At 61.3% G+C, this 12,816-nt stretch carries 11 protein-coding genes; 8 read left to right on the top strand and 3 right to left on the bottom strand.

Features of this window, described 5'->3' with window-relative positions; all coding sequences use genetic code 11:
- Positions 1-6: 6 nt before the first annotated feature.
- From hemH to BT173_RS05655, 3 genes are all read left to right on the top strand, one after another.
- Complete coding sequence (hemH, locus tag BT173_RS05665; protein WP_245794136.1) at positions 7-1,131, top strand: ferrochelatase; 1,125 nt, start codon at positions 7-9, stop codon at positions 1,129-1,131.
- 149 nt (positions 1,132-1,280) lie between these two features.
- Positions 1,281-1,859: a DJ-1/PfpI family protein gene (locus tag BT173_RS05660; RefSeq protein ID WP_084658233.1), complete on the top strand. Its 579-nt coding sequence runs from the start codon at positions 1,281-1,283 to the stop codon at positions 1,857-1,859.
- A gap of 65 nt (positions 1,860-1,924) precedes the next feature.
- Entirely contained in the window at positions 1,925-2,284 is a 360-nt protein-coding gene (locus BT173_RS05655) for a ribbon-helix-helix domain-containing protein (RefSeq protein WP_072427665.1), read from the top strand.
- A 112-nt stretch (positions 2,285-2,396) separates the two neighbouring features.
- On the opposite strand, the gene BT173_RS05650 is transcribed toward BT173_RS05655, so the two are convergent.
- A complete protein-coding gene (locus BT173_RS05650) occupies positions 2,397-4,400 on the bottom strand; it encodes a UvrD-helicase domain-containing protein (protein ID WP_072427664.1) in 2,004 nt (667 codons plus the stop codon).
- A 241-nt stretch (positions 4,401-4,641) separates the two neighbouring features.
- Here BT173_RS05650 and rpmB point away from each other — a divergent pair, with 241 nt between their 5' ends.
- From rpmB to BT173_RS05635, 3 genes are all read left to right on the top strand, one after another.
- Positions 4,642-4,875 (top strand): 50S ribosomal protein L28, encoded by a 234-nt coding sequence (gene rpmB / locus BT173_RS05645; protein ID WP_072427663.1) that lies wholly within the window; start codon positions 4,642-4,644, stop codon positions 4,873-4,875.
- 17 nt (positions 4,876-4,892) lie between these two features.
- Entirely contained in the window at positions 4,893-5,048 is a 156-nt protein-coding gene (rpmG, locus tag BT173_RS05640) for a 50S ribosomal protein L33 (protein ID WP_072427662.1), read from the top strand.
- Between the two features lie 82 nt (positions 5,049-5,130).
- On the top strand, positions 5,131-5,499 hold the full coding sequence (locus BT173_RS05635; RefSeq protein ID WP_072427661.1) for a sirohydrochlorin chelatase: 369 nt from the start codon (positions 5,131-5,133) through the stop codon (positions 5,497-5,499).
- Between the two features lie 3 nt (positions 5,500-5,502).
- Here BT173_RS05635 and BT173_RS05630 read toward each other — a convergent pair whose 3' ends face one another.
- Positions 5,503-6,390 carry a LysR family transcriptional regulator gene (locus BT173_RS05630; RefSeq protein WP_072427660.1) on the bottom strand — a complete coding sequence of 296 codons (888 nt, stop codon included), beginning with the start codon at positions 6,388-6,390 and terminating at the stop codon, positions 5,503-5,505.
- 307 nt (positions 6,391-6,697) lie between these two features.
- On the opposite strand from BT173_RS05630, the gene BT173_RS05625 reads away from it, so the two are divergent.
- Together BT173_RS05625 and acs are read left to right on the top strand one after the other, a co-directional pair.
- Positions 6,698-8,380 carry an MFS transporter gene (locus BT173_RS05625; RefSeq protein ID WP_072427659.1) on the top strand — a complete coding sequence of 561 codons (1,683 nt, stop codon included), beginning with the start codon at positions 6,698-6,700 and terminating at the stop codon, positions 8,378-8,380.
- Between the two features lie 161 nt (positions 8,381-8,541).
- Positions 8,542-10,512 carry an acetate--CoA ligase gene (acs, locus tag BT173_RS05620; RefSeq protein ID WP_072427658.1) on the top strand — a complete coding sequence of 657 codons (1,971 nt, stop codon included), beginning with the start codon at positions 8,542-8,544 and terminating at the stop codon, positions 10,510-10,512.
- 141 nt (positions 10,513-10,653) lie between these two features.
- Here acs and pnp read toward each other — a convergent pair whose 3' ends face one another.
- Positions 10,654-12,789: a polyribonucleotide nucleotidyltransferase gene (pnp, locus tag BT173_RS05615; protein ID WP_072427657.1), complete on the bottom strand. Its 2,136-nt coding sequence runs from the start codon at positions 12,787-12,789 to the stop codon at positions 10,654-10,656.
- Positions 12,790-12,816 lie beyond the last annotated feature (27 nt).

The following is a 12,816-nucleotide window of genomic DNA, read 5'->3' as shown; positions in this document are numbered from 1 at the left end:
GCTATCATGCAGCCTTTCCGGCAGCCCTCCTCTTTTCCCGCCATGGCCTATCAGACCGAACCTGCTTTTCGTCACGACCAGCCGCGCCGTGTTGGTATCTTGCTGATCAACCTGGGCACGCCCGAGGCACCGACGGCGGCGGCCTTGCGGCCGTATCTGAAGCAGTTCCTGTCCGACCCGCGCGTGGTGGAGATTCCGCGCGCGATATGGTGGCTGATTCTGAATGGCATCATCCTGAATACCCGGCCGAAAAAGTCGGCGGCCAAGTACGCGACCGTGTGGACGCGCGATGGCTCGCCGCTGGCCATCTACACGCGCCAGCAGGCCAAGCTGCTGCAGGGCTATCTGGGCGATCAGGGCCAGCCCGTGATGGTGGAATGGGCGATGCGCTACGGCCAGCCCAATGTGGCCGACAAGCTGATGGCACTGAAGGCGGCCGGTTGTGACCGCGTGCTGGTCATGCCGCTCTACCCGCAGTACGCGGCCAGCAGCAGTGGCAGCGCCATGGATGCGGTGGCCGATGCAATCAAGTCACTGCGCAATCCACCAGAGATCCGCTTTATCAAGCATTTCCATGATGCGCCGGCCTATATCGAGACCCTGGCTCAGCGGGTGGAGCGCCATTGGGCCAATCAGGGGCGCGGCGATCACCTGCTGATGAGTTTCCACGGCGTGCCGCGTTTCTCGCTCGACAAGGGTGACCCCTATCACTGCGAATGCCACAAGACAGGCCGCCTGCTGGCCGAGCGTCTGGGCCTGCAGCCCGGTCAGTACTCGGTCGGCTTCCAGTCCCGCTTTGGCAAAGCAGAATGGCTGAAACCCTATACCAGCGACCTCCTGCATGCGCTGGGCAAGAAGCAGACCGCGCGGCTGGATGTGATCTGCCCAGGCTTTGTGGCCGACTGCCTGGAAACGCTGGAGGAAATTGCCATGGAGGGCAAGGCCGACTTCCTGGCCGCGGGTGGCAAGGATTATCGCTATATCCCGGCCCTGAATGCCGAGCCGGACTGGATTCGTGCGCTAGCGCAGATTGTGGCCCCCCATCTGAGCGGCTGGACGCTGACGCCAGAGGACAGCGCCAGTGGCCGTGCCCGCCTGGCACGCGCCGAAGTGCTGGGCGCCAAGCAGTAGTACCCCATTCCCTGCTTGCCCAAGGCCGCCCAAAAGGCGGCCATTTTTATGGGCGCTGCGGTAATCCCATACCACCCCGCCCGCCCGCGCAGCGCGAACAATGGACCTCGCACCGGCCATCGCCGGCATGCACCACGAGGAGACCCATGATGAGCAAGCAGCTATTACTGTTGGCCGGTGATTTCGTTGAGGACTACGAGATCATGGTGCCCTTCCAGGCCCTGCAGGCCTTCGGCTATACCGTGCACGCGGTCTGTCCGGGCAAGCAGAAGGGCCAGACCGTGGCCACGGCGATCCATGATTTCGAAGGCGATCAGACGTATTCGGAAAAGCGCGGCCACAACTTTGCCCTGAATGCGAGCTTCGATCAGGTTCGCGCCGAGGACTATGCCGGCCTGATCATTCCCGGCGGCCGGGCACCCGAGTATCTGCGCCTGGATGCGCAGGTGATCGCCATCGTGCAGCACTTCTTCCAGGCCGATAAGCCGGTGGCCGCCATTTGCCACGGTGCGCAGCTGCTGGCCGCCGCCAAGGTGCTGGAAGGCCGCACCTGCTCGGCCTACCCGGCCTGCCGGCCCGAGGTGGAACTGGCCCATGGCCGCTATGCGGAGATTGCCATCGATGCCGCCTACACCGATGGCAAGCTGGTTACCGCGCCCGCCTGGCCGGCCCACCCGGCCTGGATTGCCCAGTTCGTAGCCGTGCTGGGTGCGCGCGTCTCGCTTTAGACGGATGGGCTTCTAAGATAAAGGCGGGCCATGTGCCCGCCTTTTGCCATTGCTGGGAGCCCGCCATGTGCCAGATCTTCATCCACGCCGACCCGCAGCTCTACCAGTGCCGGGCGCGCTCCTTGCGCCTGCACGGCCTGTCCACCTCGCTGCGGCTGGAAAATGTGTTCTGGCAGGCACTGGAGGAGATCGGCCGGCGTGACGGATTGAGCGTGGGCCAGCTGATCACCCGCCTGTATGACGAGCTGCTGGCGGAAGGCGGGGATGTCAGCAATTTCACCTCCTTCCTGCGCGTCAGCTGCATGCGCTACCTCGCCCTGCAGCTGCAGGGCGCGATTCCCAGCGATACGCGCATCCCGATTCGCAGCCTGAATGCGGCCCAGGTGCTGCAGCAGGAGCGCAGCCAAACCTGGGCGGCCGCCTAGGTAGTCGGCTCAGCAAGGCAGTGAAGTGACATTGAGCAGTGCTGACCAGAAACGGCGAGCGCAGATAGCGCGCGGCTAGCGCAGCCCCTCGCGACCAGATCGGGGGATTTGCTTAGCCGTTCTTACTACCGAGGCCGGCAAGCAGATTGGCCAGCTTGGCCTTGCCCTCTTCCTTGCTGACCACCACATTCTTCTTGCCGGCCAGCCGACCACTGATGCGGATTTCCTCTGGCGGCAGTTCGAGCAGAAAGCGCGAAGGCTCGGTGATCTGCCATTCACCCGCGCGCTTGCGTTTTCCGCAGTAGCTGATGGTCAGGCTGCGCTGGGCGCGGGTAATACCCACATACATGAGGCGGCGCTCTTCCTCGACCATGCCACCATCAATCGACTGCTGGTGCGGCAGAATGCCCTCCTCGCAGCCGATCAGGAACACATGCGGGTATTCGAGGCCCTTGGACGCATGCAGCGTGGTCAGGCGCACCGCATCGGGTGCCTCCTCCTCACGCCCCTCCAACAAGGTGATCAGCGCGATCTTCTGAGTCATATCGATCAGGCTGTCGCCGTTTTCCTCAGCGCGCTTGTCGAACCAGGCCACCAGTTCGAGCACATTCTTCCACTTGGCCTCGGCCGGGCGCGGCTCGTCGCTGTCGTATAGCCAGGTTTCGTAATCGATGGCGAGCAGCAGTTCCTTCAGCAAGGCGCCGGCCGGCTCGCGTGTGGCGCGACCCTGGATGCGATTGATAAAGGCACAGAAGGTCTGCAGCGCTTCGTACTGGGCAGGTTGGACCAGGGTCTCGAAGCTGGGCAGATGCACGGCCTCGAACAGGCTGATCTTGCGCTCGGCCGCGAGGCCACCGAGCTTTTCCAACGTGACATTGCCCACGCCACGCTTGGGCGTGGTGACAGCACGGATAAAGGCCGGATCGTCGTTCTCGTTGGCGATCAGGCGCAGATAGCCGAGCACATCCTTGATCTCGGCCTTATCGAAGAAGCTCTGCCCGCCCGATATCTGGTAGGGAATCTTGTGGTTACGCAGCTGGCTTTCGATGATGCGCGCCTGGTGGTTGCCACGGTAAAGAATCGCGTAATCACTGAACTTGGTGCGCATCTCGAACTTGTGCGCAAGGATGCGCATCGCCACCGTCTCGGCCTCGTGCTCCTCGTCCTTCATCTCCACCACCGCAATCGGGTCGCCAATGCCCAGCTCACTCCATAGCTGCTTCTCGAACAGCTTGGGGTTATTGCTGATCACCGCATTGGCGGCCTTCAGGATGCGCGAGGTGGAGCGATAGTTCTGTTCGAGCTTGATCACCTCAAGGCGCGGAAAGTCCTCTTTCAGCAGCGCCAGATTCTCCACATTCGCGCCGCGCCAGGCGTAGATGCTCTGATCATCGTCACCCACGGCGGTGAACTTGCCGTGAAAGCCAGTCAGCTGCTTAACGAGCTTGTACTGGCAGACATTGGTGTCCTGGTATTCATCAATCAGTAGATAGCGCAGGCGCAGCTGCCACTTGGTCAGGATGTCCTTATCACGCTCGAACAGCTCGACCGGCAGGCGGATCAGGTCATCGAAATCCACCGCCTGGTAGGCAAACAGCGTGTCCTGATAGGCGCGATAGGCGCGCGCGATACGCAGCTCGCCATCGCTTTGCGCATTCAACATTGCCGCATCCGGGCTCATGAAGTCATTCTTCAGGCGCGAGATGGTGCCGACCGTACCGCGCACCTCGTCCTTATCGGTGCTGCCAATGATGTCGGAGATGATCTTCATCGCATCGGCCGCATCCAGAATCGAGAAGCGCGGCTTGTAACCAAGCGCGGCATGCTCGGTGCGGATGATCTGCAGGCCCAGCGAGTGGAAGGTCGAGACGATCAGCCCCTTAAGGCGCGCCGGGTCCATGATGCCGTGCACGCGCTCCTGCATTTCGCGCGCGGCCTTATTGGTAAAGGTGATGGCGGCGATATGACGCGCGTCGTAGCCGGCCTGGTCGACCATATAGGCAATCTTCTGCGTGATCACCCGCGTCTTGCCGGATCCTGCGCCGGCCAGCACCAGCAAAGGGCCGTCCAGATGACGTACAGCGGCTTGTTGCGGGGCATTCAGGGTGTGCAGCATGGTCAGCAATTCTTCAGGACAGCTCGCGACTTTAGCACGATAGCCCAGGGCTTTCCCGCCGCCCGCCGCGCTAAACGCTTGGCGGCAAACCAAAATTCCTCGCGCACAGTATTTGACAGCCCGGATTCAAGTCGCTAACATGCGCCCTCTTTGCGTTTCCACGCGTGTTGTGCCCGACTGATTTCTATCACTGCACAGCAAGCTTTTCGAACACCTTTATTAGAATCAGTGGGAGTCCAACATGGCTCGTGTATGCAAGATCACCGGCAAGCGCCCGATGGTCGGGAACAATGTTTCCCACGCCAACAACAAAACCAAGCGTCGTTTCCTGCCCAACCTGCAATCCCGCAAGTTCTGGGTTGAAAGCGAAAACCGTTGGGTGCGTCTGCGCATCTCCAACGCCGCCCTGCGCACCATCGACAAGGTCGGCATCGACGTCGTGCTGGCCGATCTGCGCGCCCGTGGCGAAGCCTAATCCGGGAGCAATGAATCATGCGTGAAAAGATCAAGCTGGAATCGACCGCAGGTACTGGTCACTTCTACACCACCACCAAGAACAAGCGCACCATGCCGGAAAAGATGGAGATCAAGAAGTTTGATCCCGTTGCTCGTAAGCATGTTGCCTACAAAGAAACCAAGCTCAAGTAAGCTGGTTTTTCTTGGCAGGCTGTAGTCGCAAACCCCCGTCGCAAGCGGGGGTTTTGTCATTTCAAGTCCGGAGTGAAGCCCCATGCCCGCACAGCGCGCACTGATACTTTTTGCCCACGGCGCCCGCGACCCGCAATGGGCCGAGCCTTTCCAGCGCTTGGCCGCTCTGCTGCAGGATAGACAGACCGAAAGTCGCGTCAGCCTGGCCTTTCTGGAGCTAATGACGCCGAGCCTGGCCGACTGCGTAGCCGAACAGGTGGCAGCGGGCATCACGCATATCACCATCGTGCCGGCCTTCATGGCGCGCGGCTCGCATCTGCGCCGCGACCTGCCCCTGCTGATTGAGGAACTGGCGGCACGCCATCCGCAGATCGAGCTTCAGGTCACCGCCGCACTGGGCGAGGCCGAGCCAGTGCTGGCCGCCATGGCGGACTGGATTGCCAGCCAGTAGCGCCTAGATCCCCGCCTCGGGCCAGACTTCGCGCAGCGCCTGCACCATCACCCCCACCAGCGGCTCGCTTTCCATCTCGGCCGGGTAAATAAACGATAGCGAGACATTCATCGCGGTATCGCCCCATACCCACAGTCGCCCCTCGCGTTCGGCTGTCAGTGCGTGCTCGCGACGCAGCATGCACAGCCCAAGCCCGGCTTCCACGCAGGCTTGCATGCTTTGCTCCTGATCGATATCGCCCACCTTCTTCGGCGCGATATTGCGCTCGCGCCATACCTCGGCATGCAGCTTGGACAGGCTGGAGAACTGGCTGGCCCCCACCCAGGGATAGCGCCCCAGTTCGCGCCAATCCGCCCCGTCCAGCGCCTCGCGCAAGCCATTCGGCACCGCCACCACATAGGGCAGATCCATCAGCGGCAGGGTATGTACGGTCTGGTAGGGATTACGGCCGATAAAGAAGCCCGCATCGAGCTCCTTCTTGCGCACCTCATTCAGCACACCACCCGACACCCCCTGCACGGTACTCATCTGCACCAGCGGATAGGCCGACCGAAGTACCGATAGCCAAGGCCCGAGCCGCAAGGTATCCGGCGACAGGATGGTGCCCACGCGCAACTTGCCGGCCAGCTGTCCGCGCAAGCTCTTGGCGCGGTTCAGCATGTCCCGACTGCCCGCCAGTATCTTCTCAGCCTCGGGCAAGAGCAGCTTGCCCGCCTCGGTCAGCAAGACCCCGCTTGAGCTACGCTCGAACAGGCTGACGCCGGTCTCTTCCTCCAGCGCCTTGATCTGCGCCGTCACCGCCGGCTGGCTCAGATGCAGGATTTCGGCCGCCTGGGTCAGATGGCCCTGCTGGGCGACCGTGATAAAGGTTCTCAGCTGATAAATTTCCATTTATCCCCTCCCGTATTTTTGTCTCGGCGGCATTGTGCCGCGCCGCGCCACAGCGCGCCCATCAGAGAAATCTATCAAGGCCATCGAGCAAGGCCAAGAAGTAGGCGCTAAACCGCTGCCAGCCTCAGTTTGCGCGCTTAGCTGCAGTTGCGGCTGATAGTACGCATCGAAAATTGCGATTGGATGCACGAAAAACAGCGGCATAGATTGCCACTCAGCCCAGTCCGGAAACCCGGCAGGTCTATCTGACGGCCCATAGAGGCCGCAACCTTAGGGGCGCAAGCCCGCACAAGATGGAGACAACGTAATGAGCAATATTGCCAATACCGCGGCCGGGGCGCCGGCCGCATCGCGGCCGATGACCCGCGAAGAGCGCAAGGTGATCTTCGCCTCCTCGCTCGGCACCGTATTCGAATGGTACGACTTCTATCTGTATGGCTCGCTGGCCGCCATCATCGCCTCGCACTTCTTTGCCGGCGTGAATGACACCACCGCCTTCATCTTCGCACTGATGGCCTTTGCCGCCGGTTTCGCGGTACGCCCGTTTGGCGCCATCGTGTTCGGTCGCCTCGGCGATATGATCGGCCGCAAGTACACCTTCCTGGTCACCATCCTGATCATGGGTCTGTCCACCGCCATTGTCGGGGTACTGCCCAGCTACGCCTCGATCGGCATTGCCGCACCGATCATCCTGATTATCCTGCGCTTGCTGCAAGGCTTGGCGCTCGGTGGTGAGTATGGCGGCGCCGCCACCTATGTGGCCGAGCACGCACCGCACGGCAAGCGCGGCCTGTATACCGCCTTCATCCAGACCACCGCCACCCTGGGCCTTTTCCTGTCCCTGCTGGTGATCTGGATCTGCCGCCAGTCCTTCGGCATGGATGCCTTCAAGGAATGGGCATGGCGCGTTCCCTTCCTGGTCTCGCTGATCATGCTGGCCATCTCGGTCTATATCCGCATGCAGCTGAATGAATCGCCGGCTTTCAAGAAGATGAAGGAAGAAGGCAAGCAGTCCAAGGCACCGCTGACCGAGTCCTTCCTGCGCTGGCCGAATCTGAAGGTCGTGCTGCTGTCGCTGTTCGGCGGTACCGCCGGCCAAGCCGTGGTCTGGTACACCGGCCAGTTCTATGCGCTGTTCTTCCTGACCAAGACGCTGGGTGTAGAGCCGGACAAGGCCGATATCCTGATCGCCGTCTCGCTGGCCATCGCCACGCCGTTCTTCATCTTCTTCGGCGCACTGTCGGACAAGATCGGTCGCAAGAAGATCATCATGGCAGGCTGCCTGATCGCTGCCATCAGCTACTTCCCGATCTTCAAGGCCCTGACGCACTACGCCAACCCGGCCCTGGAAAACGCCGTGGCCACTTCGCCGGTCAAGGTGATTGCCGACCCAGCCAAGTGCGCCTTCCAGTTCGACCCGATTGGCAAGGCCAGCTTCAAGCAGTCTTGCGACATCATCAAGTCGGCCCTGGCCAAGAAAGGCATTCCTTACAGCAATGAAGCTGCTCCGGCCGGTACCGTCGCCAGCGTCAGCATCGGTAGCGTGACGCTGACCAGCTTCGAGGGCGAGGCACTGGGCAAGGATGAGTTCAAGGCCAAGTCGGATGAGTTCACCAAGGGCTTGAACGAGGCACTGAAGACTGCTGGCTATCCAGCCAAGTCCGACCCAGCCCAGATGAACACGCCCATGGTGATCCTGCTGCTGACCATCCTGGTGATCTTCGTGACCATGGTGTACGGCCCGATTGCCGCCTGGCTGGTCGAGCTGTTCCCGACTAAGATCCGCTACACCTCGATGTCGCTGCCCTATCACATCGGCAATGGCTGGTTCGGTGGCTTCCTACCTACCGTAGCCTTCGCCATGGTGGCTGCCACCGGCGATATTTACTACGGCCTGTGGTACCCGATCGCCTTCGCCCTGATGACCTTCGTAATCGGCACCTTGTTCGCACCGGAAACCAAGGATCGCGATATCTACGCCAATGACTGAGCATTAACAGGTCGGCCAGGCTGACATACCGGGACGTTGCCATGCCTGGCCCGTCCTGCACAAAACGGGAACCACACGGTTCCCGTTTGCACGAAATACCTTCATCAGTAGTCCTGATGATTCGCATTGATTAAAGCAATACCGAAAACAAAGGAGCCACCATGTCCACGCTCGATTCCATCCTCAAGGAAACGCGCCTGTTCCCACCCAGCGACGAATTCCGCCATCGCGCCGCCGTCTCGGGTATGGATGCCTACAACGGCTTGTGCGAGCAGGCTGACGATCACTACCTGTCCTTCTGGGGTGATATCGCGCGTGAGCTGATCACCTGGAAGAAACCCTTCTCGCGCGTGCTGGACGACAGCAATGCACCTTTCTTCAAGTGGTTCGACGATGGTGTGCTGAATGTCAGCTACAACTGCCTGGATCGCCACCTCGCGCAGAATGCCAACAAGATCGCCATCATCTTCGAGGCCGACGACGGCACCGTCACCCGCGTTACCTATGCCGAGCTGCACCGACGCGTCTGCCAGTTCGCCAATGGCCTGAAGTCGCTCGGCATCCGTAAGGGCGAGCGCGTGGTCGTGTATATGCCGATGAGCATCGAGGCCGTGGTCGCCATGCAGGCCTGCGCGCGCATCGGCGCGATTCACTCGGTGGTATTTGGTGGCTTCTCAGCCAAGTCGGTGCAGGAACGTATCGTCGATGCCGGAGCGGTTGCCATCATCACCGCCAATGAGGGCATGCGCGGTGGTAAGCCGGTGGCCTTGAAGAGCGTGGTCGACGAGGCGCTTGGCCTGGGTGGCTGCGACTCCATCCGCCATACCGTGGTTTATCAGCGCACCAATAACGGTGCCAACCAGTGGCAGGAGGGGCGCGATATCTGGTGGCACAAGCTGACCGAGGGTCAGGCCGAGAGCTGCGAGCCAGAATGGATGGGCGCAGAAGACCCGCTATTCATCCTGTACACCTCAGGCTCGACCGGCAAGCCGAAGGGCATCCAGCACTCGAGCGCCGGCTATCTGCTGGGCGCGATGAATTCCTTCCGCTGGGTATTCGATATCAAGCCCAACGATGTGTTCTGGTGCACGGCCGATGTGGGCTGGATTACCGGCCATAGCTATGTCTGCTACGGCCCGCTGGGCATGGGCGCCACCCAGATCATCTTCGAGGGCGTACCCACCTACCCGGATGCGCACCGCTTCTGGCAGATGATAGAGCGGCACAAGGTCAGCATCTTCTACACCGCCCCGACCGCCATCCGCTCGTTGATCAAGCTGGGTGCCGACTTCCCGCAGCAGCACGATCTGTCCAGCCTGCGCCTCTTGGGTACCGTAGGCGAACCGATCAACCCCGAGGCCTGGATCTGGTATCACGAGGTGGTCGGCCAGAGCCGCTGCCCAATTGTGGATACCTGGTGGCAGACCGAGACCGGCTCAGCCATGATCGCCCCACTACCGGGCGCCGTGGCCACCAAACCGGGCTCCTGCACGCTGCCGCTGCCCGGCATCATTGCCGACATCGTCGACGAATCGGGTGCACCAGTCGAACCGGGCAAGGGCGGCATGCTGGTGATCAAGAAACCCTTCCCCAGCTTGGTACGCACCATCTGGGGCGACCCGGAGCGTTTCAAGAAGGCCTACTTCCCCGAGGAATTCAACGGCCAGTACTACCTGGCCGGCGACTCAGCCAACCGCGATGAGCACGGCTATTTCTGGATCATGGGGCGCATCGACGATGTGCTGAATGTATCCGGCCATCGCCTGGGCACCATGGAGATCGAATCAGCCCTGGTGGCCAACCCGCTGGTGGCGGAAGCTGCCGTGGTCGGCAAGCCGCACGAGATCAAGGGCGAGGCCGTGGTTGCCTTCGTGGTGCTTAAGGGCGCACGCCCGGTCGGTGAAGAGGCCAGGAAAATGGCCGAGCAGCTTAAGACCTGGGTCGCGCATGAGATCGGCAAGATCGCTCAGCCCGATGACATCCGCTTCGGCGACAATCTGCCCAAGACCCGTTCGGGCAAGATCATGCGCCGCCTGCTGCGCGCGATTGCACGTGGCGAGGAAATCACCCAGGACACCTCGACCCTGGAAAACCCGGCCATCCTTCAGCAACTGCAAGAACCCGCAGCCTGAGCTTGGTCGCACGCAGGGAAAGGCGCCTACTAGGCGCCTTTTTCTTTACCACGCACCTGATTGCCGCCCCGCCGAGCGAGTCGGCCAGCAGCAAAAGAAAAACCCGGCCTAAGCCGGGCTCTTCTTTGCACAAGCGTGCGATCAAGCTTCGCTGTCGGCGGGGGCAGCAGCAGGCGCCGCTTCATCCGCCAGCGCGGCCTTGATCGACAGACGCACGCGGCCCTTCTCGTCCTGCTCGAGGGCCTTCACGCGCACGATCTGGCCTTCCTTCAGGTAGTCAGCCACATTGTTCACGCGCTCGTTGGCGATCTGGCTCACATGCACGAGGCCATCACGACCCGGCATGATCTGCACGATGGCACCGACGTTCTTGTCGAGGATCTTGATGACCGGGCCTTCGTAGATCTTGCCGATCTCGATTTCCGCAGTGATCTCGGCAATACGGCGCTTGGCTTCGTCCGCACCTTCGCTCGATACCGAAGCAATGGTGATGGTGCCGTCGTCCTGGATATCGATCTGGGTGCCGGTCTCTTCGGTCAGCGCACGGATCACCGCGCCGCCCTTGCCGATCACGTCACGGATCTTCTCCGGGTTGATCTTCATGGTGTAAAGACGCGGCGCGTGTTGCGACACTTCTTCACGGGCATGGTCGAGCGAACCCTTCATGATCTTCAGGATATGCAGGCGGCCTTCCTGAGCTTGGTCCAGGGCCACGCGCATGATTTCCTTGGTGATGCCCTGGATCTTGATATCCATCTGCAGGGCGGTCACACCGTTCTCGGTACCAGCCACCTTGAAGTCCATATCGCCGAGGTGATCTTCATCACCCAAGATATCGGACAGCACGGCAAAGCGGTTGCCTTCCAGAATCAGGCCCATGGCGATACCGGCCACGTGCGACTTCAGCGGCACGCCCGCATCCATCAGCGCCAGCGAACCACCGCAGACCGAGGCCATCGAGGACGAGCCGTTCGATTCGGTGATTTCCGACACCACGCGCATCGAGTAGCTGAAGTCTTCCTTCTTCGGCAGCACAGCAACCAGCGCACGCTTAGCCAGACGACCATGGCCGATTTCGCGGCGCTTGGGCGTACCGACACGGCCGGTTTCACCGGTCGAGTAGGGTGGGAAGTTGTAATGCAGCATGAAGCGGTCGGTGTACTCACCCATCAGGGCGTCGATCTTCTGCTCATCCAGCTTGGTGCCCAGCGTGGCCACCACCAGACCCTGGGTCTCACCACGGGTGAACAGGGCCGAGCCGTGGGTGCGCGGCAGCACGCCGGTACGCACTTCGATCGGGCGCACAGTGCGGGTATCGCGGCCGTCGATACGCGGGTAACCGTCCAGAATCTGGTTACGCACGATCTTGGCTTCCAGACCATGGAAGATGTCCTTGATCTGGTTGGCGCGGGTGGTGTCAGTTTCTTCGGTGATCAGCGCTGCCTTGACCTTGGCCCAGGTGTCGTTGATCTGTGCCACGCGCAGCTGCTTTTGCGGAATACGGAAGGCCAGTTTCAGGCCCTCGTTGGCCAGCTCGCTCACCTGAGCGATCAGCGCCTCGTCGGCAGCCGGCGCTTCCCAGTCCCAGACTTCGGGGTTCACGGCATCGGCCAGCTCATTGATGGCCTTGATGGCGGCTTGCATCTGCTCATGGCCGAACACCACGGCGCCCAGCATCACGGCTTCAGACAGTTCCTGCGCTTCCGATTCCACCATCAGCACGGCACGCTCGGTACCGGCCACCACGAGGTCCAGTTGCGAGCTTTCCAGCTCGGTCTTGCTCGGGTTCAGGATGTATTCGCCATTGGCGTAACCGATACGCGCGGCGCCGATTGGGCCTTGGAAAGGCAGACCGGAAATGGCCAGCGCAGCCGAGGCGCCGATCACAGCCGGGATATCCGGATCGATTTCCGGATCGACCGACATCACGGTCGCCACGATCTGGATTTCGTTGTAGAAGGCATCCGGGAACAGCGGACGGATCGGACGATCGATCAGGCGCGAAGTGAGGATTTCCTTCTCGCTCGGGCGACCTTCACGCTTGAAGAAGCCACCGGGGATCTTGCCGGCGGCATAGGTACGCTCTTGGTAATCAACGGTCAGCGGGAAGAAGTCCTGACCGGGTTTGACATTCTTGGCACCCACCACGGTGACCAGCACCACAGTGTCGTCCATCGACACCATCACGGCACCAGAGGCCTGACGGGCGATTTCACCGGTTTCAAGGGTAACGGTGTGCTTGCCATAGGCAAACGATTTGGAGATGCGATTGAACACGCTTGTCTTCCTTTTCAACGGGCCATG

Source organism: Chitinimonas taiwanensis DSM 18899 (assembly GCF_900119825.1).
Classification (GTDB): domain Bacteria; phylum Pseudomonadota; class Gammaproteobacteria; order Burkholderiales; family Chitinimonadaceae; genus Chitinimonas; species Chitinimonas taiwanensis.
The sequence above is the reverse complement of the archived record's forward strand: the minus strand, read 5'-3'. Positions and strand labels throughout refer to the sequence as shown.

Excerpts from the sequence above, each read along its gene's own strand:
- hemH (WP_245794136.1), top strand. The coding sequence starts at position 7 with ATGCAGCCTTTCCGGCAGCCCTCCTCTTTTCCCGCCATGGCCTATCAG.
- BT173_RS05660 (WP_084658233.1), top strand. The coding sequence starts at position 1,281 with ATGAGCAAGCAGCTATTACTGTTGGCCGGTGATTTCGTTGAGGACTAC.
- BT173_RS05655 (WP_072427665.1), top strand. The coding sequence starts at position 1,925 with ATGTGCCAGATCTTCATCCACGCCGACCCGCAGCTCTACCAGTGCCGG.
- BT173_RS05650 (WP_072427664.1), bottom strand. The coding sequence starts at position 4,400 with ATGCTGCACACCCTGAATGCCCCGCAACAAGCCGCTGTACGTCATCTG.
- rpmB (WP_072427663.1), top strand. The coding sequence starts at position 4,642 with ATGGCTCGTGTATGCAAGATCACCGGCAAGCGCCCGATGGTCGGGAAC.
- rpmG (WP_072427662.1), top strand. The coding sequence starts at position 4,893 with ATGCGTGAAAAGATCAAGCTGGAATCGACCGCAGGTACTGGTCACTTC.
- BT173_RS05635 (WP_072427661.1), top strand. The coding sequence starts at position 5,131 with ATGCCCGCACAGCGCGCACTGATACTTTTTGCCCACGGCGCCCGCGAC.
- BT173_RS05630 (WP_072427660.1), bottom strand. The coding sequence starts at position 6,390 with ATGGAAATTTATCAGCTGAGAACCTTTATCACGGTCGCCCAGCAGGGC.
- BT173_RS05625 (WP_072427659.1), top strand. The coding sequence starts at position 6,698 with ATGAGCAATATTGCCAATACCGCGGCCGGGGCGCCGGCCGCATCGCGG.
- acs (WP_072427658.1), top strand. The coding sequence starts at position 8,542 with ATGTCCACGCTCGATTCCATCCTCAAGGAAACGCGCCTGTTCCCACCC.